Origin of the sequence: Pseudomonas sp. BIGb0278 (assembly GCF_024809895.1) — a bacterium.
Lineage (GTDB): Bacteria > Pseudomonadota > Gammaproteobacteria > Pseudomonadales > Pseudomonadaceae > Aquipseudomonas > Aquipseudomonas shirazensis.
In genome coordinates this window covers 163,040-188,796 of the sequence record NZ_JANUEL010000002.1, presented here as the reverse complement: position 1 = coordinate 188,796, position 25,757 = coordinate 163,040, and the positions used below count along the sequence as shown (strand labels likewise).

Annotated in this window: 22 protein-coding genes and 1 riboswitch; of the genes, 14 read left to right on the top strand and 8 right to left on the bottom strand. The window is 63.9% G+C overall.

Annotated elements, in window-relative coordinates; genetic code table 11:
* Positions 1–54: 54 nt before the first annotated feature.
* Positions 55–1,476 (top strand): bifunctional D-glycero-beta-D-manno-heptose-7-phosphate kinase/D-glycero-beta-D-manno-heptose 1-phosphate adenylyltransferase HldE, encoded by a 1,422-nt coding sequence (gene hldE / locus M2396_RS09615; RefSeq protein ID WP_101315843.1) that lies wholly within the window; start codon positions 55–57, stop codon positions 1,474–1,476.
* A 183-nt stretch (positions 1,477–1,659) separates the two neighbouring features.
* Here the strand turns inward: hldE and M2396_RS09610 are convergent, their stop codons facing one another.
* The 4 genes from M2396_RS09610 to M2396_RS09595 form a co-directional block, all read right to left on the bottom strand.
* Positions 1,660–2,622, bottom strand: a complete 963-nt coding sequence (locus M2396_RS09610; RefSeq protein WP_101315845.1) for a metal ABC transporter ATPase — start codon at positions 2,620–2,622, stop codon at positions 1,660–1,662.
* Between the two features lie 39 nt (positions 2,623–2,661).
* Positions 2,662–3,474 (bottom strand): aldo/keto reductase, encoded by an 813-nt coding sequence (locus tag M2396_RS09605; protein ID WP_101315847.1) that lies wholly within the window; start codon positions 3,472–3,474, stop codon positions 2,662–2,664.
* Positions 3,471–4,646 carry an FAD-dependent oxidoreductase gene (locus M2396_RS09600; RefSeq protein ID WP_259074441.1) on the bottom strand — a complete coding sequence of 392 codons (1,176 nt, stop codon included), beginning with the start codon at positions 4,644–4,646 and terminating at the stop codon, positions 3,471–3,473. The genes M2396_RS09605 and M2396_RS09600 overlap by 4 nt, the downstream gene beginning before the upstream one ends.
* Positions 4,647–4,722: 76 nt before the next feature.
* Positions 4,723–5,055, bottom strand: a complete 333-nt coding sequence (locus M2396_RS09595) for a multidrug efflux SMR transporter (RefSeq protein WP_103435831.1) — start codon at positions 5,053–5,055, stop codon at positions 4,723–4,725.
* Between the two features lie 133 nt (positions 5,056–5,188).
* Here M2396_RS09595 and waaA point away from each other — a divergent pair, with 133 nt between their 5' ends.
* Entirely contained in the window at positions 5,189–6,460 is a 1,272-nt protein-coding gene (gene waaA / locus M2396_RS09590) for a lipid IV(A) 3-deoxy-D-manno-octulosonic acid transferase (RefSeq protein ID WP_259074439.1), read from the top strand.
* A 44-nt stretch (positions 6,461–6,504) separates the two neighbouring features.
* Here the strand turns inward: waaA and M2396_RS09585 are convergent, their stop codons facing one another.
* Positions 6,505–7,941, bottom strand: coding sequence for a TolC family outer membrane protein (locus M2396_RS09585; RefSeq protein WP_259074438.1), 1,437 nt, complete (start codon positions 7,939–7,941; stop codon positions 6,505–6,507).
* Between the two features lie 156 nt (positions 7,942–8,097).
* A riboswitch (TPP riboswitch) is annotated at positions 8,098–8,204 on the top strand.
* A 155-nt stretch (positions 8,205–8,359) separates the two neighbouring features.
* Between M2396_RS09585 and thiC the strand changes: the two genes are divergently transcribed.
* The gene (gene thiC, locus M2396_RS09580) at positions 8,360–10,246 is read left to right on the top strand and encodes a phosphomethylpyrimidine synthase ThiC (RefSeq protein ID WP_101315857.1); all 1,887 of its coding nucleotides are present in this window, start codon (positions 8,360–8,362) and stop codon (positions 10,244–10,246) included.
* A gap of 146 nt (positions 10,247–10,392) precedes the next feature.
* The gene (gene cytX, locus M2396_RS09575; protein ID WP_259074435.1) at positions 10,393–11,676 is read left to right on the top strand and encodes a putative hydroxymethylpyrimidine transporter CytX; all 1,284 of its coding nucleotides are present in this window, start codon (positions 10,393–10,395) and stop codon (positions 11,674–11,676) included.
* Here the strand turns inward: cytX and M2396_RS09570 are convergent.
* Positions 11,645–12,391, bottom strand: coding sequence for an RsiV family protein (locus M2396_RS09570; protein WP_150571107.1), 747 nt, complete (start codon positions 12,389–12,391; stop codon positions 11,645–11,647). The genes cytX and M2396_RS09570 overlap by 32 nt on opposite strands.
* 184 nt (positions 12,392–12,575) lie before the next feature.
* Here M2396_RS09570 and M2396_RS09565 point away from each other — a divergent pair, with 184 nt between their 5' ends.
* The 9 genes from M2396_RS09565 to M2396_RS09525 all read left to right on the top strand — a co-directional run bounded on the left by M2396_RS09565 (position 12,576) and on the right by M2396_RS09525 (position 21,864).
* Positions 12,576–13,193 (top strand): NUDIX domain-containing protein, encoded by a 618-nt coding sequence (locus M2396_RS09565; RefSeq protein WP_101315863.1) that lies wholly within the window; start codon positions 12,576–12,578, stop codon positions 13,191–13,193.
* Complete coding sequence (locus tag M2396_RS09560; RefSeq protein ID WP_101315865.1) at positions 13,184–13,636, top strand: DUF1249 domain-containing protein; 453 nt, start codon at positions 13,184–13,186, stop codon at positions 13,634–13,636. The genes M2396_RS09565 and M2396_RS09560 overlap by 10 nt, the downstream gene beginning before the upstream one ends.
* A gap of 85 nt (positions 13,637–13,721) precedes the next feature.
* Positions 13,722–14,531, top strand: a complete 810-nt coding sequence (gene cpdA, locus M2396_RS09555; RefSeq protein ID WP_259074432.1) for a 3',5'-cyclic-AMP phosphodiesterase — start codon at positions 13,722–13,724, stop codon at positions 14,529–14,531.
* A gap of 134 nt (positions 14,532–14,665) precedes the next feature.
* On the top strand, positions 14,666–15,274 hold the full coding sequence (locus tag M2396_RS09550) for a YqiA/YcfP family alpha/beta fold hydrolase (RefSeq protein ID WP_101315869.1): 609 nt from the start codon (positions 14,666–14,668) through the stop codon (positions 15,272–15,274).
* Positions 15,275–15,308: 34 nt separating this feature from the next.
* The gene (gene parE / locus M2396_RS09545; RefSeq protein WP_101315871.1) at positions 15,309–17,213 is read left to right on the top strand and encodes a DNA topoisomerase IV subunit B; all 1,905 of its coding nucleotides are present in this window, start codon (positions 15,309–15,311) and stop codon (positions 17,211–17,213) included.
* Complete coding sequence (locus M2396_RS09540) at positions 17,213–18,196, top strand: esterase-like activity of phytase family protein (RefSeq protein WP_409035100.1); 984 nt, start codon at positions 17,213–17,215, stop codon at positions 18,194–18,196. The genes parE and M2396_RS09540 overlap by 1 nt, the downstream gene beginning before the upstream one ends.
* On the top strand, positions 18,193–18,711 hold the full coding sequence (locus M2396_RS09535) for a TIGR02281 family clan AA aspartic protease (protein ID WP_103435839.1): 519 nt from the start codon (positions 18,193–18,195) through the stop codon (positions 18,709–18,711). Before M2396_RS09540 ends, M2396_RS09535 begins: the two co-directional genes overlap by 4 nt.
* 10 nt (positions 18,712–18,721) lie before the next feature.
* Entirely contained in the window at positions 18,722–20,980 is a 2,259-nt protein-coding gene (gene parC, locus M2396_RS09530) for a DNA topoisomerase IV subunit A (protein ID WP_101315877.1), read from the top strand.
* 173 nt (positions 20,981–21,153) lie between these two features.
* Positions 21,154–21,864 (top strand): membrane integrity-associated transporter subunit PqiC, encoded by a 711-nt coding sequence (locus tag M2396_RS09525; RefSeq protein ID WP_101315879.1) that lies wholly within the window; start codon positions 21,154–21,156, stop codon positions 21,862–21,864.
* Positions 21,865–21,978: 114 nt separating this feature from the next.
* On the opposite strand, the gene M2396_RS09520 is transcribed toward M2396_RS09525, so the two are convergent.
* Positions 21,979–23,451, bottom strand: coding sequence for a histidine kinase (locus M2396_RS09520; protein WP_101315881.1), 1,473 nt, complete (start codon positions 23,449–23,451; stop codon positions 21,979–21,981).
* 135 nt (positions 23,452–23,586) lie between these two features.
* Here M2396_RS09520 and serB point away from each other — a divergent pair, with 135 nt between their 5' ends.
* A complete protein-coding gene (serB, locus tag M2396_RS09515) occupies positions 23,587–24,801 on the top strand; it encodes a phosphoserine phosphatase SerB (RefSeq protein WP_101315883.1) in 1,215 nt (404 codons plus the stop codon).
* A gap of 91 nt (positions 24,802–24,892) precedes the next feature.
* Here serB and asd read toward each other — a convergent pair whose 3' ends face one another.
* Positions 24,893–25,756 (bottom strand): archaetidylserine decarboxylase, encoded by an 864-nt coding sequence (asd, locus tag M2396_RS09510; protein WP_186700664.1) that lies wholly within the window; start codon positions 25,754–25,756, stop codon positions 24,893–24,895.
* Position 25,757 lies beyond the last annotated feature (1 nt).

Genomic DNA, 25,757 nt, shown 5'->3' with positions numbered 1-25,757 from the left:
CGTCTGGCCTGTGCTAATATCCTGCCCCTGTTAATTTTTCCATATGGGTTGCCCATGAAGTTGTCCATGCCGAGTTTCGATCAAGCCCCGGTGTTGGTGGTCGGCGATGTCATGCTCGACCGCTACTGGCATGGTGGTACTTCACGTATTTCCCCGGAGGCGCCGGTGCCTGTGGTCAAGGTCGAACAGATCGAAGACCGTCCCGGCGGCGCGGCCAACGTGGCCTTGAACATTGCCGCCCTGGGCGCGCCGGCCTCGCTGGTCGGTGTGACCGGCCAGGACGAAGCGGCCGAGAGCCTGAGCAACAGCTTGCAGGCTGCGGGCGTACGCTCGATCTTCCAGCGCATTGCCCACCAGCCGACCATCGTCAAGCTGCGGGTCATGAGCCGTCATCAGCAACTGCTGCGCATCGACTTCGAAGAACCGTTCGCCACCGACCCGCTGTCATTGGGTGTAGAGGTTGAAAAGCTGCTGGATGGGGTCAAGGTGTTGGTCCTGTCCGACTACGGCAAGGGCGCCCTGAAAAACCACCAGAGCCTGGTCCAGGCGGCGCGTGCCCGCGGTATTCCGGTATTGGCCGACCCCAAGGGCAAGGACTTCTCGATCTACCGCGGCGCGAGCCTGATCACGCCCAACCTGAGCGAGTTCGAAGCCATTGTCGGCCGCTGCGTCGATGAAGCCGACCTGGTCGGCAAAGGCCTGCAATTGATGCAGGAGCTGGACCTGGGTGCATTGCTGGTGACCCGTGGCGAACATGGCATGACCCTGCTGCGCGCCGACCACCCGGCGCTGCACCTGCCGGCCCGGGCCCGTGAAGTGTTCGACGTCACCGGTGCCGGCGACACGGTCATCTCGACCCTGGCCGCCGCTATCGCTGCTGGCGAAGACCTGCCCCATGCCGTGGCCCTGGCCAACCTTGCCGCCGGCATCGTGGTCGGCAAGCTCGGTACCGCGGCGATCAGCGCCCCTGAACTGCGCCGTGCGATTCAGCGCGAAGAAGGTTCGGAGCGCGGCGTGTTGACCATCGAACAGTTGTTGCTGGCGATCGACGATGCGCGCGCGCACAACGAGTCGATCGTGTTCACCAACGGCTGTTTCGACATCCTTCATGCCGGCCACGTGACCTACCTGGAGCAAGCCCGCGCCCAAGGTGATCGCCTGATCGTCGCCGTCAACGACGACGCCTCGGTCAGCCGCCTGAAAGGTCCCGGCCGGCCGATCAATAGCGTCGACCGGCGCATGGCAGTACTCGCAGGCTTGGGCGCCGTCGACTGGGTCATCAGCTTCCCGGAAGGCACTCCAGAAAACCTGCTCAGTCAGGTCAAGCCTGATGTGCTGGTCAAAGGTGGCGACTACGGCATCGATCAAGTGGTCGGCGCCGACATCGTTACCAGCTACGGCGGGACGGTGAAAGTGCTCGGCCTTGTGGAAAACAGCTCAACCACTGCAATAGTGGAAAAGATCCGCAAGAACTGAAAAAGGGCCGCTTAGCGGCCCTTTTCATTCTCGGCATGCCCCGATCCCCTGTAGGAGCGGCCTTGTGTCGCGAAGGGGGTGCGAAGCGCCCCCCAAATTTCAGCTCCGCCGCCGACATTGCTGGGCCCGCTTTGCGGGCCTCTCGCGACACAAGGCCGCTCCTACAAAGAGCAGTCCGCGTAACTATTTATGCAGCGAAGTCCGCGCCCGAGCCAGCAGAGCCCGCGCCTTGCCCGTCAGCCGCTGCAACCGCGAAGCCGGCCTAGGCTCCACCAGCCCCTGCTGGCGCAGCCAATCCTTCCAGCGCACTCGCTCGTCACGCACCACCCAGCCTTCCTGCCGGGCAAAACTCTCGGCCAGCCAGATCCCACGGGTACTGGCCGGCACCAAGGTATCCTTCTTCAGCGTGAACAGCTCAGCCGTAGGCCGCCCATCCACCAACGGCATCAAGTACAGATCAGGCCGCTTGCGATTAAGCCGCGCCACCAGTTGATCCCCTTCCAGCCGCTCATCCACATGAAACAGACTCAGCGACTTGGCCTCCCGCGGCACCTGCAAGCGCAAGTCATAGATCAGCTGCAACGACGCTGTAGGCAAATGCACATAGGCCCGCGGCTGTTCGATCAACACCAGGTTGCCCGACTGCACCGGCCGCGCCGCCGTCGCCTGTGAGGTGAGCACAAACGGCAACGCCTCCCGATAATGCAGCGCCGCCGCGTAGGGCGCGGGCAACCAGGTATCGTTGAAGCGCCCGCCCAGCCAGCCCTCTGGCGTCTCCAGCAGGCACTCTTCGGCTACCTCCTGAATCGCGGTATGCAGCGGCAGGTTCAGCTCCTGCGCCGGCACATAGCCGGAAATCAGCTTGAGCACCACATCGCCACGGTCTTGCCGGCGCTGACGCACCAGCACCCAGTATTCGCGGTTCTGCCACTGCAGCGTCAGCCGCACCGACACGCCCAGGTTGGCCAGCTCAACCACGAAGCGCTCGCTGTCTGCCACCTGCACGGCCTTGCGTCGTTGCAGGGTCTGGGCGAAGTTCAGCGGCATGCCGATGGTCTGATAACTCAGGCCCTCGGCAGTGGCTTCGACATGCAGCGGCAGCGTTTTGAAGTTGCTCGGGTTCTTGCGGATCAGCGTACGTGCCACGAGGCTCCTCCTTGCGCTTGTGTAGCCGTGCCAGCGGCCCTATTGCTGCCTCAAGATACGGGCAACGGTGGCCACGTTATGGGCCAGATGCAGCGGGTTGATGGTGCCGACGATAGCACTGCTCACGCCTGGGTGGGCAAACAGCAGCTCGAAGCTGGCCTGCACCGCATCCACCCCCGGCGCCAGGCAGACATGCCCGCTGGCCAGGGCCTTCTTCACCAGAATGGCTTTGCCATGCTCGGCGGCGTAGTCCAGTACCGGGCGTTCGGTTTGCTCGTTGAGGTTGTAGGTAACCATCGCACAGTCACCCTCCTGCAACGCCTTGAGCCCACCTGCGGCGGTCTTGCCAGACAAGCCAAAACCGAGAATCTTGCCTTCCTGCTTGAGCGCGGCGAGGGTCTGGTAGACCTCTTCCTGCTCGAGGATCGCCAGGTCATTACCATCTGAATGGACCAGCACCAGCTCGATTCGATCCGTTTCAAGACGCTTGAGGCTACGTTCGACCGAACGCCGGGTGTGCGCGGCAGAGAAGTCGAAGTGCGACTGGCCATCGTTGAACTCTTCACCGACCTTGCTGACGATCACCCACTCGTCACGCTGACCGCGCAGCAGCGGCCCGAGGCGCTCTTCACTGCGACCGTAGGCCGGCGCGGTATCGATCAGGTTGATCCCCAGTTCACGCGCCTGGGCCAGCAGCATGCGTGCCTCGTCGTCGCCTGGGATGGTGAACCCGGTGGGGTATTTGACGCCCTGATCACGGCCCAGCTTGACCGTGCCCAGGCCCAGCGGCGAAACCATCAGGCCAGTGCTGCCCAGCGCTCGGTGCAGGTCATGCAGATCGGGCAGGCTCATGGCAGCAGTTGCTCCCAGGCCGGTACGCCGAGCGCAGGCCGGGGCAGGCCGGACAAGTCAGGCTTGGCTTGAGGGCGAATACCATCGCGTTCGAGCTTGGCCAGCACGTGATCGGCGAAGTCCGGCGCCAGCGCCAGTTTGGTCGGCCAACCGACCAGCAGGCGCTGCTCTTCGGCGAGGAAGGCGTTGTCCGGCCGCACCTGGCCAGACTGCGCAGGCTCGGCTCGATCAACCCGCAGGGTGGCCCAGCGCAGCTGGCTTTGATCTACCCATGGCAACAGGCTGGCGACTTCTTTCTGCGCGGCAGCGATCTGCGCCGCTGGCTCGCGGGCAACGCCATCGGCTTCAGCCAAATCACCACCCAGGTACCACACCCACTGGCCATCCGCGCCGGGATGAGTGGTGACCGTGATGCGCGGCTTGGGCCCACCGCCGAGGCAGTGCGCGTACAAAGGCTTGAGGTTGGGGCCCTTGGCCAGAACCATGTGCAACGGTCGGCGCTGCATGGCCGGTTGGTCCAGGCCGAGGGCCTGAAGCAGCTCGGCGGTGCCACCACCGGCGCTCAGCACGATGCGCTGGGCGTGAATCTCGCGCCCGTCGACACGCAGGCCGACCAGTTCATCGCCTTCGCGCAACGGCTCGATCTGCTCGCCGGCGAGCAAGCTGTCACCGGCCAGCGCAGCGAGGTTGGCGAGCAGGCTGGGCACGTCGATGACCAGCTCGGCGAGGCGATAGACCTTGCCTTTGAAGGCGCGGTCTTGCAGGGCCGGCGGCAGTTGTTCGCCCTTGACCTGATCGACCCGGCCGCGCATGGCCTTGCTGGCAAAAAAGCTGGTGACATTGCCAAGCAGGCCGCCCGGCGACCACAGGTAATGTGCATCGGACAACAAGCGCACCTTGTCCAGGTTCAGCTCGCCGCTGCCGGCCAGCGCCTCGCGCCAGCGCCGCGGCATGTCGGCGATCGCCTCGGAGGCGCCGGTCAGGCTGCCGTGCAGAGCGTACTTGATGCCGCCGTGGATGATCCCCTGCGACTTGATGGTCTGCTCGCCGCCCAGGCTTGCGCGTTCCACCAGCACCGTCGAATAGCCCAGGCGCTGCAGCCGGGCATTGAGCCAGAGGCCTGCGACCCCGGCGCCGACGATCAGTACGTCAGTGGAAATGGCAGATGGCATGCGGGCACCTCAAAGACAGGGACAGGCCAGCAGTATACAGGCTGATGTCTTTGCCGTTGACCGCGCAACGCAGCGGTCAGTGCCCGCTGCTGTTGGAAAATACCTGAATGACTACCACGCCGCCGACGATCATCGCCATGCCGAGCACGGCCGGCAGGTCCAGTTTCTGCCCATAGATGAGCCAAGCGGCGATGCTGATCAGGACGATGCCCAGCCCCGACCAGATGGCGTAGGCAATACCTACCGGAATGCTGCGTACCACAAGGGTCAGCATCCAGAACGCCACGGTGTAGCCGGCGATCATCAGCAACAGCGGTAGCGGCGTACTGAGGCCTTTGACCGCCTTCATCGAAGCGGTGGCGACGACCTCGGCGCAAATGGCGATGGCCAGATAAACATATGCGTTCACGCTGCGTTCCTCGATTGATTGGCGGCCATTCTAGGCGATCCGCTTGCCAGCTTTCACACTATGTCCGCCGCTTTTATGGCTTGGGCGGACATGGGCAGGCCTTTTCAGGCAGTTCCTAGTAAACTGCGCCGCCATGAACAGAACCCTTTATACCCTGCTGTTTCACCTGGGCCTGCCGCTGGTAGCGCTGCGCCTGTTCCTGCGTGCGCGCAAGGCGCCGGCCTACGGCCAACGCGTCGCCGAGCGCTTTGCCATCAAGCTGCCGCCGATGCATCAGGGCGGCATCTGGGTGCATGCGGTGTCGGTCGGCGAGAGCATCGCGGCGGCGCCGATGGTGCGCGCATTGCTCAAGGCCTATCCCGAGCTGGCGATCACTGTAACCTGCATGACCCCTACCGGTTCGGAGCGGATTCGCGCGCTGTTTGCCGATGAACCACGCATTCAGCATTGCTACCTGCCGTATGACCTGCCCTGGGCGGCGGCGCGTTTTCTCGACCAGGTGCGACCGCGGCTGGGCGTGATCATGGAAACCGAGCTGTGGCCCAACCATATCCACCAGTGCGCCAGGCGCGGCATCCCGGTGGCGCTGGCCAATGCGCGCTTGTCGGCGCGGTCGGCGCGCGGCTATGGCCGCTTCGCCAAACTGACCCGGCCAATGCTCGCCGAGATGAGCCTGATCGCGGCGCAGACCGAAACCGAAGCCGAGCGCTTTCGTAGCCTCGGCGCGCGGCCTGAATGCGTGCAGGTGACCGGCTCGATCAAGTTTGACCTCAAGCTTGACGAACAGCTGCTGCCCCGTGCCCGCCAGTTGCGCGAGCAATGGCAGGCCAGCCAACGCCCGGTCTGGATCGCAGCCAGCACCCATGAAGGCGAGGATGCGCAGGTACTCGAGGCGCACCGCCGTCTGCTGCAGGTGCATGCCGATGCGCTGCTGATTCTGGTGCCGCGTCATCCTGAGCGGTTCAACGCGGTGCATGCGTTGTGTGCCGAACAGTTCGCTACCGTGCGCCGTTCCAGCGCCGAGTTGGTCACCGACGCAACCCAGGTGCTGCTCGGCGATACCATGGGCGAGCTGCTGTTCCTCTACGCGCTGGCAGACATCGCCTTCGTCGGCGGCAGCCTGGTGCCAACAGGCGGCCACAACCCGCTGGAGCCGGCTGCGCTGGCCTTGCCGGTGATCAGCGGCCCACACGTGTTCAACTTCCTCGATATCAGCGCAATGCTGAAAGATGCCGGCGCGTTGCACTCAGTTGACGACAGCCAGGCATTGGCCGCCGCCGTGCAGCGGCTGGTCGAGTTGCCGCAGGACGCCAAGCGCATGGGCGAAGCGGGCAGGGCGGTGATGCAGGCCAACCAGGGCGCGTTGCAGCGCTTGCTGGATGGCCTGGCTCGGCTGCTGGGCTAGCGATAGATCGCGGCGCCGGGCGAGCCCGGCGCCGCAGTCGCAGATCAGGGCCGGCGTTCGAAGTTCTTCGCCGCCGCTGCTGCCAGATCCGGTGGCAGGAAGTCCTTGTCCGGGTTGTAATCGGCTTTCAGATAGCGGCCCAGGTCGGATAGGTCCTGCGGGCTCAGGGTGCCGGCAGCCTGCTTCAGGCGCAGGTTATCCAGAATGTAGTCGTAGCGGCTGTTGTTGTAGTCACGCACCGAGGTGTACAGCTGGCGTTGCGCATCGAGCACGTCGACGATGTTGCGGGTGCCGACCTGATAACCGATTTCGGTCGCCTCCAGCGCACTCTGGTTGGAGATGATCGACTGCTTGCGCGCCTGCACCTGTTCGACATCGGTATTCACCGCGCGGTGCAGGTTGCGGGTGTTTTCCACCACCTGGCGGCGCAGGCTTTCGCGCTGTTGCTCGCTCTGGCTCAAGCGCTGATAGGCCTCGCGCACTTGCGAGCTGGTCAGGCCGCCGCTGTACAGCGGGATGTTCAACTGCAGGCCGATGCTGGTCTGTTCGACGTCGCCGCCGTAGCGCACGCCGGGCTGCGACGCCGGGTTGGAGAAGCCCAGCGCATCGTTGTCACCCTTCTGGTAACGCGCCACCGCGTCGACCGTCGGGGCATGCCCGGCCTTGCGCTGGCGCAAGGTTTCTTCGGCGGCATCGACAGCGTAGTTGGTCGCCTGCAGGTTGAGGTTCTGCCGTGCGGCGGTCTCGACCCAGGCCTTGGCATCGTTGGGCACCGGCACCTGGATCGGCAGGCTGTGGACCACGCCCTGCAACGAGCCATAGTCGCGGTTGGTCAGCGTTACCAATGCCTCGAAGGCATCTGCTACCTGGCGTTCGGCGATGATCCGGTTGGCCCGCGCCGTGTCGTAGCTGGCTTGCGACTGGAGCACGTCGGTCTTGTCCGACAGGCCGACGTCAAAGCGCTCGTTGGACTGATCCAGCTGGCGCTTGAGGGCGGCTTCCTCGGCTTTGGTCGAGGCCAGATTGTCTTGTGCGCGCAGTACCGAGAAATAGTTCTCGGCGGTCTGCAGAATCAGGTTCTGCTCGTTGGCCGACAGCTCCAGCGCCGCCTGCTCGTTGACCGCTTCGGCGGCTTGCAACTGGAACCAGCGATCGGCGCGGAAGATCGGCTGCGACAGGGTCGCGCTCCACGAATTGCCGCTGCGATTGGAGGTGATCGCCGGCTCGTCGAGCTTGGTGCGGGTGTTCATCATTTCGGCACCCGCCGACAGGTTCGGCAGCAGCCCGGCGCGGGCCTGCGGCACGATTTCGCGGCGTGCGCCATAATCGGCGCGGGCAGCGGCAAGGTCGGCGTTGTTGCTGGCCGCTTCCTGATAGACGCTGATCAGGTCGGTCTTCACCGGCGCGGGCAGGTCAGCCGCCCAGACCACTCCGTTGGACGCACAAGACACGGCAACCGCCAGTGAAAGTTTGCGCAGCATAGGGCAATCCTTGTACGAGTTTTAATTACTGAACCGTTGAGTATCGGTGCGCCAGTGTAAGGCTGTGCACGGCCGGCAACAATCGCTGATTGGCGCCTTTGATCGCCGCGCTGCAAGCACCCTTGGCTTTGCGCGCAACTCCAGTCTAGACTGCGCATGTTCTTGTCGGGGTGCCTTGATGCAAAGGCTGAGATCGGAAGTTTCCGGATCCCGTTGAACCTGATCAGGTTAGCGCCTGCGTAGGGAACAAGATTTCTCGCTTTCCCGGCGAGTCTCTTGTGTCAGGTCCGGGATTTGTCGAGCAGCGCAGCCGCGCATTGGCATTCCAGGTATCCGGCACTGCACCCATCAAGGGTGTGTCCGCGTCATTCAGGTTCTCCCCGACATTCCGCCGCTAGGAAGCTGTCTGGAGCCTGTGATGAGCAAACAAGAAAAAGCGATCAACCTCAGCGAATCGGCGCAAGTCGATCAGCAGTCTGTGCAACCCTTCACCCGTTCGCGCAAAGTGTATGTCCAGGGTTCGCGCCCGGATATCCGTGTGCCCATGCGCGAAATCAGCCTGGATGACACCCCTACCGACTTTGGCGGCGAAGCCAATGCGCCGGTGCTGGTGTACGACACCTCGGGCCCGTATACCGACCCTGCTGTCAGCATCGATGTGCGCAAGGGCCTGGGCGATGTCCGCTCGGCCTGGATCGACGCGCGGGGCGACACCGAACGCCTGGAGGGCCTGAGCTCGAACTTCGGCCAGCAGCGCCTGAGCGATGCCGAACTGACCAAGCTGCGCTTTGCCCACGTGCGCAATCCGCGCCGGGCCAAGGCCGGCGCCAACGTCACGCAGATGCACTACGCGCGGCAGGGCATCATTACTGCCGAGATGGAATACGTAGCCATCCGCGAAAACATGAAGCTGCAAGAGGCCCGCGCTGCCGGCCTGCTTGAGCAGCAGCACGCCGGCCACAGCTTCGGCGCCAGCGTGCCCAAGGAAATCACCGCAGAGTTCGTTCGCGACGAAATCGCCCGTGGCCGCGCGATCATCCCGGCCAACATCAACCACACCGAACTCGAACCGATGATCATCGGCCGTAACTTCCTGGTGAAGATCAACGGCAACATCGGCAACAGCGCGCTGGGGTCGTCCATCGAAGAAGAAGTGGCCAAGCTGACCTGGGGCATCCGCTGGGGTTCGGACACGGTCATGGACCTCTCCACCGGCAAGCACATCCATGAAACCCGCGAGTGGATCATCCGCAACTCGCCGGTGCCGATCGGCACCGTGCCGATTTACCAAGCGTTGGAAAAGGTCGGCGGCGTTGCCGAAGACCTGACCTGGGAGCTGTTCCGCGACACTTTGATCGAGCAGGCCGAGCAGGGCGTGGACTACTTCACCATCCATGCCGGCGTGCTCCTGCGCTACGTGCCGCTGACCGCCAAGCGCGTCACCGGCATTGTCAGCCGTGGTGGTTCGATCATGGCCAAGTGGTGCCTGGCGCATCACCAGGAGAACTTCCTCTACACCCATTTCGATGAAATCTGCGAAATCATGAAGGCCTACGACGTCAGCTTCTCGCTCGGCGACGGCCTGCGTCCGGGCTCGATTGCCGATGCCAACGACGCCGCCCAGTTCGGTGAGCTGGAGACCCTGGGCGAACTGACCAAGATCGCCTGGAAGCACGACGTGCAGTGCATGATCGAAGGTCCCGGCCATGTGCCGATGCAGTTGATCAAAGAGAACATGGACAAGCAGCTGGAATGCTGCGACGAGGCGCCGTTCTACACCCTCGGCCCGCTGACCACCGACATCGCGCCGGGCTACGACCACATCACCTCGGGCATCGGTGCGGCGATGATCGGCTGGTTTGGCTGCGCCATGCTCTGCTATGTCACGCCCAAGGAACACCTCGGCCTGCCGAACAAGGATGACGTCAAGACCGGCATCATCACCTACAAGATCGCCGCCCACGCCGCCGACCTTGCCAAGGGCCACCCCGGCGCGCAGATCCGCGACAACGCGCTGTCCAAGGCGCGCTTCGAGTTCCGCTGGCAGGACCAGTTCAACCTTGGCCTGGACCCGGACACCGCCCGTGCCTACCACGACGAGACCCTGCCCAAGGAGTCGGCCAAGGTCGCTCACTTCTGCTCGATGTGCGGGCCGAAGTTCTGCTCGATGAAGATCACCCAGGAAGTGCGCGAGTACGCTGCCAATCAGCGTATCGAGGCGGTCGACATGTCGGTCGAGGAGGGCATGCGCGAGCAGTCCGAGCGCTTCCGTCAGACCGGCAGCCAGCTGTACCAGAAGGTGTGATGCAACTGGGGCTGCTTTGCAGCCCTTCGCGGGTAAACCCGCTCCCACAGATTTAGGCGGCGCTGCAAAACCTTGTGGGAGCGGGTTTACCCGCGAACGAGCGCGAAGCCCTCGCATCTCCACAATAACTCCGGCGAGCATCAACTATGACCACCCCCAGCAACTTCTCTCCCGATCAGCCGATCCCCGCCAGCCAGCGCCTGTTTGGCGGGCGGGACCTGTTTGTCCTGTGGTTCTCCCTTGGCACTGGCTTGATGGTGCTGCAGGTCGGCGCCATGCTCGCGCCGGGCCTGGACCTGGCCGGCGCGATGCTGGCAATCGTGCTCGGCACTGCGGTTGGCGTGCTGCTGCTGGCTGCCGCCGGGGTGATCGGCAGTGACACCGGCCTGTCGGCCATGGGCACCTTGCGCTTGAGCCTTGGCCGGCACGGCGTGCGCCTGCCGGCAGTACTCAACTTGCTCCAGCTGATTGGCTGGGGCTCGTTCGAAATCATCGTCATGCGCGACGCCGCCAGCCTGCTCGGCGCGCGGGCGTTCGGAGCCGATAGTGCCTGGACCAACCCGCTACTGTGGACGCTGTGCTTTGGCGCGTTGGCAACGCTGCTGGCAATCTGCGGCCCGCTGACCTTCGTGCGCAAGATCTTGCGCAGGTGGGGTATCTGGCTATTGATCGGCGCCTGCCTGTGGCTGACCTGGAACCTGTTTGCCAAGGCCGATCTGGGCGCTATCTGGCAGCGTGCGGGCGATGGCTCGATGTCGCTGGCAGTCGGTTTTGACATCGTCATCGCTATGCCGCTGTCGTGGTTGCCGTTGATTGCCGACTATTCGCGCTTCGCCCAGCATGCGGGCCGCGTGTTCAGTGGCACCGTGCTCGGTTATCTGCTTGGTAATGCCTGGCTGATGAGCCTTGGCGTTGCCTACACCCTGGCCTTTGCGCCAAGCGGTGAGGCCAATGCCCTGCTGCTGGCGCTGGCCGGCGCCGGCTTGGGTATCCCGCTGTTGTTGATTCTGCTGGATGAGACCGAGAACGCTTTTGCCGATATCCATTCCGGCGCGGTCTCCACCGGCTTGCTGCTGCCGATCAAGGTCGAACACCTGGCCCTGGCGATCGGCCTGCTGTGCACGCTGATCGCCTGCCTGGCGCCGCTGGCCCAGTACGAGAACTTCCTGCTGTTGATCGGTTCGGTGTTCGCGCCGCTGTTCGGCGTGGTGCTGACGGACCACTTCGTGATCCGCCAGCGCCAGTTGCCGACCCGTGTCGACGGCTTGCACTGGCAGGCGCTGCTGGCCTGGGCGGTGGGCGTCGCGGCCTACCATGGCATTGCCAATCTGGCCCCGGAGGTCGGTGCAACCCTGCCGGCGTTGGTGCTGGCAGGGCTGCTGTACGGGCTATTGAGTGTCAGCCGCGGCCGGGAAACAGCTCAGGCTTGATCACGCCATTCAGGCGCGGGTAGGGGATCTTCAGCTCGACGTGGCCCATGGAGTAGGGCGCGATGGCATACACCTCGTACTTCACCACGACCGCACCGTAGGTCAGGGCGATGTGCGGGGACTTCTTGAACGGCCAGGTCTTGACGAATTCGGCGTCCTTGTCCATGCCGGTGCTGATCATCCAGGCGCGGTGCGACTCTTCGACGGTTTTCCAGAAGGTGTCTTCCTGGCCTGGCACCAGCATGTCCTGCAGGGTCAGGACCTTGTCCTGCTTGCGCGAGTAGTTGATGAACGCGCGGCCGGGCATGCCGTGGGCGCCACCACTGTCGAGGTAGCTGGACAGCTCGATGATCACCAAGCCGTCATGCTGTTCACGTACCTTGGCTTGCAGGTAGCTGCTGTTGCGCTTGTCGGCGCTGGCCAGGTACTGATCCTCGTAGGCCTTGAGCGAGGTCGGCGCGCTGCTGCGGGCGTTGTCGGTGGTCAGTTGCAGCAGGCGGCTTTCGACGATGGCGTCGAGCTTGGGCAGCGCCGGGAAGTGCACGGTGTCGATGTTCACCAGCGGGCAGTCGCTGGCACTGCAGCCCGGCTTGACGTGCTCCCAGGCATCGCGCTTGACCTCGAGTGGGGCCCGGTAATTGGGCGCGAACAGGCTCTGGCAGGCGCTCAGTGCCACCGCCAGCACAGCCACGGAAGTCAGTTTGACTAGCGTCATGATGATCCTTGCAGAACTTGGATAGTCGGCCTTGGACCGTCGGCAAAGCCGTCGGTTCGCCACTAAGCTAACAGACATGGCGCACCCGCTTCCAGCAGCCTGAACGGTCAACGGAAAGGGGTGAAACCCGGTCAAACGCAGAGTAGGATGGCGCGATGCGGTAGTTGAGGTAATGAGGATTTCCATGACAGACACGTCCAATTCGGTGCCCAAGACGGTTGAGATCGTCAAGCGCGAGAACTGCTTCCAGGGCTTTTACAAGCTCGACAAGCTGCACCTGCGCCATGAGCTGTTCGCCGGCGGCATGAGCCGTGAGATCAGCCGCGAGCTGTTCGTGCGCCACGATGCAGTGTGCGTGCTGCCGTACGATCCGCTGCGCGACGAGGTGGTGCTGATCGAGCAGTTCCGCGCTGGCGCCATGGGCAAGGTGGCCAATCCCTGGCTGATTGAAATGGTCGCGGGCCTGATCGACAAGGACGAGCAGCCTGAAGAGGTTGCCCATCGCGAAGCCGAAGAAGAAGCCGGCCTGACCTTCTCGGCCCTGTGGCCGATGACCCGCTACTTCCCATCGCCGGGCGGCAGCGACGAGTTCGTGCATCTGTTTCTCGGCCGCTGCGTCAGCGAAGGTGCCGGCGGCTTGCATGGGCTGGAGGAAGAGGGCGAGGATATCCGCGTGCGTGCCTGGTCGTTCGAGGACGCCCTGCAGGCGGTACGTGACGGGCGCATCTGCAACGCGGCCAGCATCATCGGCCTGCAATGGCTGGCGCTGAACCGCGACGAAGTACGGGGGATGTGGAAGTGAACCTGCTGCGCGAGCGTTATCGGGTCGATCTGGTCGGGCTGCAAAGTGCCTGCGAGGCCAACTACGCTCGCTTGATGCGCCTGCTGCCGGACATGCGTACTACCCAGAGCTCGCGGCGCATCGGTATGACCCAGGGCGACCAGATGCTTGGCGTGCTGGTGCTGGACGTGCTGCTGACGTGCCCATACACCACCACCCTGCGCGTGCGTCAGGAGCATAGCCTGCCTTGGCTGCCGGTACCGCAGTTGGAAGTGCAGGTGTACCACGATGCGCGCATGGCCGAAGTGGTCAGCGCCGAGCATGCACGGCGCTTTCGCAGCATCTACCCGTACCCCAACGAAGCCATGCACCAGCCCGACGAGAAGGCCCAGCTCAACCTGTTTCTCGGCGAATGGCTGAGCCACTGCCTGGCCTGCGGCCATGAACTGGCGGCAGTACGCTGAAAATGTGATGCGAGTCGGCTTCGCCGGCTTGCGTGAAAGCTGTCAGCGGCGATAATCGCGCAGAACTCGCTCGAGGAGACGGCCGTTGCCGCAGCCCAACCATCCCCACGCACCGATCAATGTCGTGCAACTGACCGACGCCCATCTGTTTGCTGATCCGGCGGGCACCCTGCTGGGCCTGAATACCCGCGGCAGCCTGCAGCATGTGATCGACCAGGTGCATCGCGAACAACCTGCAATCGACTTGCTGCTGTGCACCGGCGACCTGTCGCAGGATGCCAGCGCGACGGCCTATCGCGCCTTTGCCGAGATGACGGCGACGCTGCGCGCGCCAGCCCGCTGGCTACCGGGCAACCATGATCAGGCGCGAGTGATGGCCGAGGTGGCGCAAGGTACGGATTTGTTGCAGTCGGTAACCGATGTGGGCAACTGGCGCATCATCATGCTCGACTCGGCAGTGGTGGGCGCGACCCATGGCCTGCTCGCGCCGGCGCAGCTTGCCGTCCTCGATCAAGCCCTGAACAGTGTCCCCCAGCGCCATTGCCTGATCTGCTGTCACCACCAGCCGGTGGACATCGGCTGCGCCTGGATGGCGCCGATCGGCCTGCGCAACAGCGATGAGTTGCTGCAACGGGTGCAGGCTCACCCGCAGGTGCGCGCGGTGCTCTGGGGGCATGTGCACCAGGCCTTCGAGCAGACGCGTGACGGCGTGCGCTACATGGCCACACCGTCGACCTGCATCCAGTTCGCACCGGGTAGCGTCGACTTCAAGGTCAGTGAAGAGTTGCCGGGATACCGTTGGTTGCGCCTGCATGCAGACGGTCAGCTGGAAACAGGCGTAGAGCGGGCGCTGGATTATGTGCTGCAGCTGGATTTCAACAGCGCCGGTTATTGAGCGCGCAGCCCCCAGCCACCTTGAACAATGTATTACGAAAATCCCGAAGCAGCGCCAATGCTCGGCGAACACGCTACACTGCGCGTCCCTGCGCCCCAACTGGCGGGCGCGCCGCAGCAGACACTGGGGGCAGCATGTCGGGTTCCATCCTTTATATCCACGGCTTCAACAGCTCGCCGCTGTCGACCAAGGCGCGCCAGCTTGAGGCTGTGATGCAGCAACTGGGCCTGGCTGGCCAGTTGCGCATCCCCGCGCTGCACCATCATCCGCGTGAGGCGATTGGCCAGCTCGAAGCCGCCATTGCCGAGCTGGGCGCGCCCTTGCTGGTAGGCAGTTCGCTGGGCGGCTACTATGCGACCCATCTGGCCGAGCGGCATGGCCTCAAGGCCCTGCTGATCAACCCGGCGGTAGCGCCGCACCGCTTGTTCGACGGCTACCTGGGCACCCAGCGCAACCTGTATACCGATGAGCCCTGGGAGCTGACCCTGGACCACGTGCAGGCCCTGGCCGAGCTCGAAGTGGCGCCGCCAACCGACGCCGCGCGCTACCAGGTGTGGTTGCAGACCGCCGATGAAACCCTCGACTACCGCCACGCCGCTGCCTACTACCAGGCCTGCGCGCTGCGTATCGAAGCCGGTGGCGACCACAGTTTCCAGGGCTTCACCAAGCGCCTGCCGGCGTTGCTGGCTTTTGCCGGCATTGCCCGCGAGCAATATGCGGCGCTCGATTTTTCTGTATTTTGATTTTTCGCATTCACCAGACTGACGACGAGAACCCATGGCCAACCCCAGCGCTAGCGCCTATAACGCCGACGCCATCGAAGTCCTCTCCGGCCTCGATCCGGTGCGTAAACGGCCCGGTATGTACACCGACACCAGCCGGCCCAACCACCTGGCCCAGGAAGTCATCGACAACAGTGTCGACGAAGCCCTGGCCGGCCACGCCCGCTCGGTGCAGGTCATCCTGCATGCCGACCACTCGCTGGAAGTCAGCGACGATGGCCGGGGCATGCCGGTCGACATCCACCCAGAAGAGGGCGTCTCGGGTGTCGAACTGATCCTCACCAAACTGCACGCCGGCGGCAAGTTCTCGAACAAGAACTACCAGTTCTCCGGTGGTCTGCACGGCGTTGGTATCTCGGTGGTCAACGCCTTGTCGACCCAGGTTCGGGTGCGGGTCAAGCGTGACGGCAACGAATACCAGATGACCTTCGCCGACGGCTACAAGGCCACCGAGCTGGAAGTGATCGGTACGGTCGGCAAGCGCAACACCGGTACCAGCGTGTATTTCAGCCCAGATCCGAAGTACTTCGACTCGCCGAAGTTTTCCATCAGCCGCCTCAAGCATGTGCTCAAGGCCAAGGCCGTGCTGTGCCCGGGCTTGTCGATCAGCTTCGAAGACAAGGCCAGCGGCGAGAAAGTCGAGTGGCACTACGAAGACGGCCTGCGCTCGTACCTGGTCGATTCGGTCAGCGACTTCCTGCGGCTGCCCGACGAGCCGTTCTGCGGCAGCCTGGCCGGTAACAAGGAAGCGGTCGACTGGGCCCTGCTGTGGTTGCCCGAGGGCGGCGACAGCGTGCAGGAAAGCTACGTCAACCTGATCCCGACGGCGCAAGGGGGGACCCACGTCAACGGCCTGCGCCAGGGCCTGCTTGATGCCATGCGCGAGTTCTGCGAGTTCCGCAACCTGCTGCCGCGTGGGGTCAAGCTGGCCCCGGAAGACATCTGGGAGCGGATCAGCTTCGTCCTGTCGATGAAGATGCAGGAGCCGCAGTTCTCTGGCCAGACCAAAGAGCGCCTGTCCTCGCGCGAGGCGGCGGCGTTCGTCTCCGGCGTGGTCAAGGATGCCTTCAGCCTGTGGCTCAACGCGCACCCTGAACTGGGTATGCAGCTGGCGGAGCTTGCCATCAGCAACGCGGGTCGCCGCCTCAAGGCGAGCAAGAAGGTCGAGCGCAAGCGCATTACCCAGGGCCCGGCACTGCCCGGCAAGCTGGCCGACTGCGCTGGCCAGGACCCGATGCGCTCCGAGCTGTTCCTGGTCGAGGGTGACTCCGCCGGCGGTTCGGCGAAGCAGGCGCGAGACAAGGAATTCCAGGCCATCCTGCCGCTGCGCGGGAAGATCCTCAATACCTGGGAAGTCGACGGCGGCGAAGTGCTGGCCAGCCAGGAAGTGCACAACATCGCCGTGGCCATCGGTGTCGATCCAGGTGCCACCGACCTGTCGCAGCTGCGCTACGGCAAGATCTGCATCCTCGCCGACGCCGACTCCGACGGCCTGCACATCGCCACCTTGCTCTGCGCATTGTTCGTGCAGCACTTCCGGCCGTTGGTCGAGGCGGGCAACGTCTACGTCGCCATGCCGCCGCTGTACCGCATCGACCTGGGCAAGGAGATCTACTACGCCCTCGACGAAGCGGAGCGTGACGGCATTCTTGACCGTTTGGTCGCCGAGAAAAAACGTGGCAAGCCGCAGGTCACCCGCTTCAAGGGCCTGGGTGAGATGAATCCGCCGCAGTTGCGCGAAACCACCATGGACCCGAACACCCGGCGCCTGGTGCAGTTGACTCTGGATGACGTCGAGGCCACCTGCGAGCTGATGGACAAGCTGCTGGCGAAGAAGCGCGCCGGTGATCGCAAGAGCTGGCTGGAAACCAAAGGCAACCTGGCTGAGGTCATGGTTTGATTGTTCGGTTGCTTGCCGCAGTGCTGGCCCTGGTCGCTTTGCCGAGTCTGGCGAGCGACTGGCCGGAGCTGAAGCTGAGCAGCGAGCACGCCATTGACGGCATGCCCAGCGGCAACCTCTCGGGCCTGGCGATGTGCCGTGGCGCGCTCTGGGGTGTATCCGACCGCGATGACGACCGGATCTACCGCTTCGAGCAGCGCGATGGCGCCTGGCAGGCCGAAGCGATGCCCTTCAGCGCGCCGCCGGCGCCTGACAGTGGCTTGCCATTAGGCTTGAAGGTGCGCAGTTGGGCGGTCGCCGCAGTGCGCGGTGGTGAATTGGACTTTGAAGGTATCAGCTGCGATCAGGCGGGTAACTTCTACTTGGTCAGCGAATCCCATGCGGCGGTGCTGCAGCTGCCGCTGCAAGGTGAGCCGAACTGGTTGAAGATCGACCCGTTGATGGTTGGCCGGGCACGTGCCAGCGGCATGCTGCTGCGCTTCAATGGCTTGTTCGAGGGGGTGGTGATCAACCCGGCGGGCGATCGCCTATGGCTGGCCGCCGAACGGGAACGGCGCGGCCTGGTTGCGTTGCAACGCCAGCAGTCGCTGTGGACCTGCGTGCGCAGCTGTGTGCTGTTCAGCGAGGCTGGGGTCGAGATGCAGCCGCCGCAAGTGGACAAGCCGCGGCCGGTGTCGCGCGATTTTGCCGACCTGGCGCTGTATGCCGGCAAGCTGTTTACCCTGGAGCGTAATGCCTACCGGGTATGCCGGCGCGCCGTGGACAGCGGCGCCGTCGAGCGCTGCTGGTCGTTTGCCGCCGATGCGCTGACCGAGGCGCGCCGCTATGACCAGCTGTTTGGCGTCGCCGAAGCCTTGATCATCGATGACGAGGGCGCCTGGATTGGCGTGGACAACAACAACGGCGCCCGCGGCGATGGCGAAGTACGGCCGATCGTCTGGCGCTTTGCTGCGCCACAAGGCGGCTGGAGTGGCAAACCATGAGCCAGCCGGCCGGCAAGCGCGCGGGCAGGGTGCTGATGATTCTCGCCTGGGCGGCGGCGATGTTTCTTGCCACGCGCTTTTTTGGCGTCTGGGAGGATCAGCAGCGCAACCCCAATGCGCAACCCGAGTCGGCCCATGGTGATGGTTTCATCGAAGTTCGCTTACTGAGCAATGGTCAGGGCCACTTTGTCGCCGACGGCGCAATCAACGGCCAGACCGTGCACTTCATGCTCGACACCGGCGCGACCGATGTCGCCATCCCCGAGTCGCTGGCCAAAGGCCTTGAGCTGCAACGCGGTGCGCCTGTGCTGGTGAGTACCGCCAATGGCCGCACTGAAGGCTACCGGACCCGTCTGGACAGCCTGCAACTAGGTGATATCCGCCTGCAGGGCGTACGCGCCCTGGTGGTGCCCGGCCTTGACGGCACAACCGTGCTGCTCGGCATGAGCGCCCTCAAACAACTTGAATTTACCCAGCGCGGCGGCAGCATGCTGTTGCGCCAGAACCTGAAATGACGAGGCCCGCATGAGCGACTCACTGGAACTCAGTCTCGACGGCGTCGAGCGCCGTTCCCTGGCTGACTTCACCGAACAGGCCTACCTCAACTACTCCATGTACGTGATCATGGACCGCGCCCTGCCGCATATCGGCGACGGCCTCAAGCCTGTGCAGCGGCGCATTGTCTATGCCATGAGCGAGTTGGGTCTGGATGCCGATTCCAAGCACAAGAAGTCGGCGCGTACCGTCGGCGACGTGCTCGGCAAGTTCCACCCGCACGGCGACTCGGCCTGCTATGAAGCCATGGTGCTGATGGCGCAGCCGTTCAGCTACCGCTATACCCTGGTCGACGGCCAGGGCAACTGGGGTGCGCCGGACGATCCGAAGTCGTTCGCGGCCATGCGTTATACCGAGGCGCGCCTGTCGCGCTACTCCGAAGTGCTGCTCGACGAAGTCGGCCAGGGCACGGTCGACTGGGTGCCCAACTTCGACGGCACTCTGCAGGAGCCGTCGGTTCTGCCGGCGCGGCTGCCGAATATCCTCCTCAACGGCACCACCGGTATTGCTGTGGGCATGGCCACCGATGTGCCGCCGCACAACCTGCGCGAAGTCGCCAGCGCCTGTGTGCGCCTGCTCGACGAGCCGAAAGCGACCATCGAGCAGCTTTGCGAGCACATTCAAGGCCCGGACTATCCGACCGAAGCCGAGATCATCACGCCGCGTGCCGACATCTTGAAGATGTACGAGAGCGGCAAAGGCTCGATCCGCATGCGTGCGGTGTACCGCGTCGAGGATGGCGACATTGTCGTCACCGCCTTGCCGCACCAGGTCTCCGGGGCCAAGGTGCTCGAGCAGATCGCTGCGCAGATGCAGGCCAAGAAGCTGCCAATGGTGGCTGACCTGCGCGACGAGTCCGATCATGAGAACCCATGCCGAATCGTGATCATCCCGCGCTCCAATCGGGTCGATGCCGACGAGCTGATGCAGCACCTGTTCGCCACCACTGATCTGGAAAGCAGCTACCGGGTCAACGTTAATATCATCGGCCTCGATGGCCGGCCGCAACTGAAAAACCTGCGGCTGTTGCTGCAGGAGTGGTTGCAGTTCCGCGTCGGCACCGTGCGCCGGCGCCTGCAGCACCGCCTGGACAAGGTCGAGCGGCGCCTGCACCTGTTGGACGGCTTGCTCACGGCGTTTCTCAACCTGGATGAAGTTATCCACATCATCCGTACCGAAGAGCACCCCAAGCAGGCGCTGATTGCCCGCTTCGAGCTGACCGAAATCCAGGCTGAATACATCCTCGAGACGCGCCTGCGCCAGCTGGCTCGCCTGGAAGAAATGAAAATCCGCGGTGAGCAGGACGAACTGCTTAAAGAGCAGGCCAAGCTGCAGGCCCTGCTGGGTAGCGACGCCAAGCTGAAAAAGCTGGTGCGCAGCGAGCTGATCAAAGATGCCGAGAAGTATGGCGACGACCGTCGCTCGCCAATTGTCGAGCGCAGCGAAGCCAAGGCACTCTCGGAAAACGAGCTGATGCCGACCGAGCCGGTTACCGTGGTGCTTTCGGAAAAAGGCTGGGTGCGTTGCGCCAAGGGCCATGACATCGATGCCACTGGGCTTTCCTACAAGGCCGGTGACGGCTTCAAGGCCGCTGCGGCGGGGCGCTCCAACCAGTTTGCCGTGCTGATCGACTCCACCGGGCGCAGTTATTCGGTGGCCGCGCACACGTTGCCCTCGGCCCGTGGCCAGGGCGAGCCGCTGACCGGGCGGCTGACACCGCCGCCGGGGGCGACCTTCGAGTGCGTGCTGCTGCCCGAGGACGACGCCCTGTATGTGGTGGCCTCCGACGCGGGTTACGGCTTCGTGGTCAAGGGCGAAGACCTGCAGGCCAAGAACAAGGCCGGCAAGGGTTTGCTCAGCCTGCCCAACGGCGCCAAGGTGATCCCGCCGCGGCCGGTGAGCAACCGCGAGCAGGACTGGCTGGCAGCGGTGACCACCGAAGGCCGCTTGCTGGTGTTCAAGGTCGCCGACCTGCCGCAGCTGGGCAAGGGCAAGGGCAACAAGATCATTGGCGTACCTGGCGACCGGGTTGCCAGTCGCGAGGAGTACGTCACCGACCTGGCCGTCATCAGCGAGGGTTCGACCCTTGTATTGCAGGCTGGCAAGCGTACCCTGTCGCTCAAACCAGATGATCTGGAGCACTACAAGGGCGAACGCGGTCGGCGAGGCAGCAAGCTGCCCCGCGGCTTCCAGCGCGTCGATGGGCTGCTGGTGGAAGCTTCGAGCTAACCAGGCGAGTCGTCTGAACCGGCACTTTCGGCGTTGTTCGCGGCGGAACTACTGGAGTCGGACGACCTTTTCGCGGATGATAGGCGCTCGCGGCGCCGGCGTGGCCGAGCGCCCCAAAGACTCTACATGTGTATCACTGCGGTATGCCGAATGGCTGCCACCTGGATGGGATGATGAAATTTCCGCGCTTTCCATTTGCGCTGTTGATGACCGGTCTGCTGGGCCTGGGCGGGTGCAGTGTGCACCAGCCGGTAGCCCTGTATCAGCTGGACAGTGGTGAACCTGGCCAGCCTTCGCAGAGTGCCGGTATGGCTGTGGTGCTGGGCCCGGTTTCGGTGGCTGACTACCTGCAGCGCGAGACCTTTTTGCAGCGCCAGGCAGACGGCAGCCTGACTTCGGCGACGGACGGTCGTTGGGCGGGCAGCCTGTCTTCGGATATTGACCAACTGCTGGTGCGCCAGCTGGCCTGGCGCCTAGACAGCCAACGGGTGGTGCTGGCGCCGGCGAGCAGTGGTTTTGCGCCGGACGTGCAGGTGCTGCTGTCGATCACTCGGCTGGATTCGGGCAAGGATCAGCCGGCCATTCTGGATGCACAGTGGCGCCTGCTGGATCGCCGCGGCAACGTGCGTGACAACCGCATAGTGCACCTTGAGCAACCGCATGAGGGCAGCGAGTCTTCCCAGGTGCAGGCGCAAGGGCAGTTGTTGCAGAAGCTGGCCGAGCAGTTGAGCAACGCGGTCAAGCCGCTGGCCAATCAGCCGGCCCTGGCTGAAGAAACCCGCAAGAAGCCGGCGGCGCCGGTGCAGGTCAAGAAGACCCCAGAGAAGTCGAAGATCCCGATTGCTTCGCCGGTGCGTACCGATATGGAAGTGTTCAGGTTCTGAGTTTGAATTGAGGCGCTTGCAAAGGCCGCCCCTGCAGAAATCTGTGGGGGCGGCCTTTTTGTTTGTGCGGGTTGTGGGAGCGGGTTCACCCGCTCCCACAGGGTGGACCAATCCTCAGGCCCGGCGCTCGTGCATGCGCGCCAGTTGCCGCTCCAGCATCGATGGGTACGGCTCCATCAACCGCTCGACACAGCATGCACCCTCAGGGCTGGCAATCGGGCGGATGCGGGCGCGTTGGCGGACCAGCGCATCATCGGTGATCTTGCGCTCGACCAACAGCAGGTTGCGGCTGTGCTGCGACAGGGCCAGGGCATCCTGGGCTTTTTCGGTCATCAGCAGATCGACCTGCTCGAGTCCTTGCAGGTCATCACCCACGGTCAGCCCCAGTTGCAGCTGCAAGGTGATGCCGCTATCGGCCACTTCGATCTGCAGGGCATGGCCCAGGGCGCGCAGCAGCTCGCCGCAGCAGATGGCATTGGTCAGGTAGTCTTCACCCGTCTCGCGGCTGTGGAACAGCAGCAAGGTGCTGCCGTCGGTCAGGGTGAAGGTTTCACCTTCATACAGCGAAGCAGCCTGCTCGAGGCAGTCGCGATAACGTTCGAGCAGCTCGGTCAGGCGCGTGCGCGGCAGGCGGCGCAGTTGCTCCTGCGAACCCAGCTGTACGGCCAGTACGGCGCTGTACTGCGGTTCGGTCGAGACTGGCGCGGCCACAACCGGCTTGGCGCTGCTTTGCTCGACGTCGATCAGGCCGGCAAAGGCTTCATCGTCTTCCTCATCCTGCTGGGCAATAGCCCGGCTGCGGGCAGCGACACTGGTGGTTGCCGGGGCGTGATCAAGGTCGGCGAAGTCATGCTCGTCGTCGTGCTCTTCCTCTTCTTCCGGCTCAGGCGGCGGCGGTGGCGCGAGGCGGGCATGCAACTGACGGGCAAGGTCGCCGATCTCGTCCTGACGATCGATGGCCGGGGTGTACGGGTGCGGATCACGTAGCCAGACCCGCAGCTGCAGCAGCGGCGTGGAGATGTAGCGGCCCAGGCGCAGGCTCAGGGTCAGGGCCAAGACCAGCAGGATCCCCGCCAGAATACCCATGCTCTGCAAGCTGATCAGCATCGGTTGCTGGAACTCGCTCATGTCCAGGCTGATGCGCAGTTGCCCGGCGGTCACGTCCTGAAAGGTGATCTTGGTCTGGTACAGGCCTTCGGCTTCACCCAGCAGGGTGTTTTTCGGGCGCTGACCGGCCTCGGCGAGGATGCGGTTGTCGACGCTGTAGATGGCGGCGTGGGCCACCAGCGGGTTCTTCACCAGATTGCCCAGCAGCACGTTGAGGCTGAGGATGTCGTTGGACACCAGCAGCTCGGTCGCCGAGGTGGCCGTCTGGATGGTCAGGCTCTGCCCCAGGGCGTCCGCCTGCTCATGCATGGCCTGCTTGAACTGCAGGCCCATCACGCAGGCATAGATCACCAGCGCCATGGCCACCAGGAAAATATTGGTGCTGGCGATACGCAATGCCAAGGGTACGCGGCGTTGGCGCAGAGCATGGAACAGCATCAGGAAGAAGTTATCGGATTTAACTGGCGTGGGCCGGTTCACAGAGCGCGGCTCTTTATGACGAGAAAGTGCTGCGCAGTATAGCGACCCGGCATTTGTCGGCAAAGTGCAAGTGGCGCCCGATAGTCACCGAAAGTCGGTAGAATGCGCATTTTTCATCGAAGTCGGAGCCAGGTTGTGCGCGAAATCGTTCTGATCAACATCACCGGTGAAGACCGCCCAGGTCTCACTGCCGCCATCACCGGCGTCCTGCTCCAGGGCGGTGTGAACATTCTCGACATCGGCCTGGCCGTGATGCACGGCACTTTGTCGTTTGGCATCCTCGTCGATATCCCGGATAACGAAGTCGCCACGCAGTTGCTGCACAGCGTGCAGAGCAAGGCCCACGAGCTCAATCTGCAGGCACGCTACACACCGATTTCCGAGGCTGACTACCAGCACTGGGCCGATGGCCAGGGCGACGCCCGGCAGATTGTCACCTTGCTCAGCCGCAAGGTCACCCCCGAGCAGCTGCAGCGGGTCAGTGCGATCATCAGCCAGTATGGCCTGACCATCGAGCGCATCGAACGCCTGTCGGCGCGGGTGGCGCTGAACGCCGACAGCGAGCACGGCAAAGCGTGTCTGGAGATTTCTGTGCGCGGCGAGCCGAGTGATGCTCAGGCCCTGCGTGCCGCGTTCTTCACGTTGTCTGAAGAGCTGGCCGTGGATATCGCCTTCCAGAAGGATGACCTGTTCCGCCGCAACCGCCGGCTGGCGGTGTTCGACATGGATTCGACGCTGATCGAAGCCGAAGTCATCGACGAGCTGGCGAAGGCCGCCGGCGTCGGCGAGCAGGTTTCCGCCATTACCGAGCGGGCCATGCGCGGCGAGCTGGATTTTCGCGCCAGCTTCAAGGAGCGCATGGCGTTGCTCAAAGGCCTGGACGTTAAGGTACTGGACGAGATCGGCGCATCGCTGCGCTTGACCGAAGGCGCCGAAAACCTGTTCGCCGAGCTCAAGCGCCTGGGTTACAAGACCGCCATCCTGTCCGGTGGCTTTACCTACTTCGCCAAGCAGGTACAGGCGCGGCTGGGTATCGACTATGTGTTCGCCAACGAACTGGAAGTGGTCGACGGCAAGGTCACAGGCGTGGCCATCGAGCCAATTGTCGATGCCCAGCGTAAAGCTGACCTGTTGCAGGAGCTGGCCAGCAAGGAAGGCCTGCAACTGGCACAGACCATTGCTGTAGGCGACGGCGCCAACGATCTGCCCATGCTGTCGCTGGCAGGGCTGGGCGTGGCCTTCCGCGCCAAACCACTGGTGCGCCAGTCGGCCAAACAGGCGATCTCGACCCTTGGTCTGGATGGTGTGCTGTATCTGCTCGGCTTGCGCGACCGCGACGCTCGCGGCTGATCTGAGCCCGTAAGGGGGCGAAGAGCGGCCCCGACAAACGAAAAGGCCCCGCATGGTTTGCGCCATGCGGGGCCTTTTCTTAGGCGGCGGATCAGACTGCGGTCGGTACCGCCAGCAGTTCACCCATGCGCACGGCAGAGCCGGCACCGAGGCTTTCAGCCCACTTCACCTGCTCCGGGCCGAACAGCACGATGGCAGTGGAGCCGAGCTTGAAACGGCCCAGTTCGGCGCCTTTTTCCAGGTGGATCGGTGTGCGGCTGGCTTCGTCGTAGCGGAAGGTCTTCAGCTCACGCTTGGGCGGCGTGACCAGCCCGGCCCAGACGGTTTCGATCGAAGCCACGATCATCGCCCCGACCAGCACCACGGCCATCGGCCCGCGCTCGGTATCGAACAGGCAGACCACGCGCTCGTTGCGGGCAAACAGCTCCGGTACGTTTTCGGCAGTGGTCTGGTTGACCGAGAACAGCCGGCCTGGCACGTAGACCATCTCGCGCAGGGTGCCGGCCAGCGGCATGTGCACGCGGTGGTAGTCCTTCGGCGACAGGTAGATGGTGGCGAACTCGCCGCCCATGAACGGTGCGGCCAGCGCCGGATCGCCGCCGAGCAGCTCCAGCGCGCTGTAACCATGGCCCTTGGCCTGGAAGATGCGGCCGTGCTCGATCGGCCCGAGTTGGCTGACGGCGCCATCGGCCGGGCACAGAATGGCTCCTGGAGTTTCATCCAGCGGGCGCGCACCTGGCTTCAGGGCGCGGGTGAAGAAGGCGTTGAAGTGCTCATAGGCGCTGAGGTCTTCGACCAGCGCTTCGGACATGTCGACCTGATAACGCTTGGCGAACCAGGCGGTGAAGGCATTCTTGAACCAGCGCGCGCGGCACTCGGCAACGCAACCGGCCAGGCGTGACAGCAGATGGTGCGGCAGCAGGTACTGACTGATGATGAACAAACGCGATTTCATT

Bases quoted from the DNA above. Each gene is read 5' to 3' on its own strand.
- parE (WP_101315871.1), top strand. From the start codon at position 15,309: ATGGCCAACCCCAGCGCTAGCGCCTATAACGCCGACGCCATCGAAGTC.
- thiC (WP_101315857.1), top strand. From the start codon at position 8,360: ATGAGCAAACAAGAAAAAGCGATCAACCTCAGCGAATCGGCGCAAGTC.
- M2396_RS09565 (WP_101315863.1), top strand. From the start codon at position 12,576: ATGACAGACACGTCCAATTCGGTGCCCAAGACGGTTGAGATCGTCAAG.
- waaA (WP_259074439.1), top strand. From the start codon at position 5,189: ATGAACAGAACCCTTTATACCCTGCTGTTTCACCTGGGCCTGCCGCTG.
- parC (WP_101315877.1), top strand. From the start codon at position 18,722: ATGAGCGACTCACTGGAACTCAGTCTCGACGGCGTCGAGCGCCGTTCC.
- M2396_RS09570 (WP_150571107.1), bottom strand. From the start codon at position 12,391: ATGACGCTAGTCAAACTGACTTCCGTGGCTGTGCTGGCGGTGGCACTG.
- M2396_RS09600 (WP_259074441.1), bottom strand. From the start codon at position 4,646: ATGCCATCTGCCATTTCCACTGACGTACTGATCGTCGGCGCCGGGGTC.
- cytX (WP_259074435.1), top strand. From the start codon at position 10,393: ATGACCACCCCCAGCAACTTCTCTCCCGATCAGCCGATCCCCGCCAGC.
- hldE (WP_101315843.1), top strand. From the start codon at position 55: ATGAAGTTGTCCATGCCGAGTTTCGATCAAGCCCCGGTGTTGGTGGTC.
- M2396_RS09525 (WP_101315879.1), top strand. From the start codon at position 21,154: ATGAAATTTCCGCGCTTTCCATTTGCGCTGTTGATGACCGGTCTGCTG.
- asd (WP_186700664.1), bottom strand. From the start codon at position 25,756: ATGAAATCGCGTTTGTTCATCATCAGTCAGTACCTGCTGCCGCACCAT.
- M2396_RS09550 (WP_101315869.1), top strand. From the start codon at position 14,666: ATGTCGGGTTCCATCCTTTATATCCACGGCTTCAACAGCTCGCCGCTG.
- M2396_RS09585 (WP_259074438.1), bottom strand. From the start codon at position 7,941: ATGCTGCGCAAACTTTCACTGGCGGTTGCCGTGTCTTGTGCGTCCAAC.
- M2396_RS09535 (WP_103435839.1), top strand. From the start codon at position 18,193: ATGAGCCAGCCGGCCGGCAAGCGCGCGGGCAGGGTGCTGATGATTCTC.
- M2396_RS09605 (WP_101315847.1), bottom strand. From the start codon at position 3,474: ATGAGCCTGCCCGATCTGCATGACCTGCACCGAGCGCTGGGCAGCACT.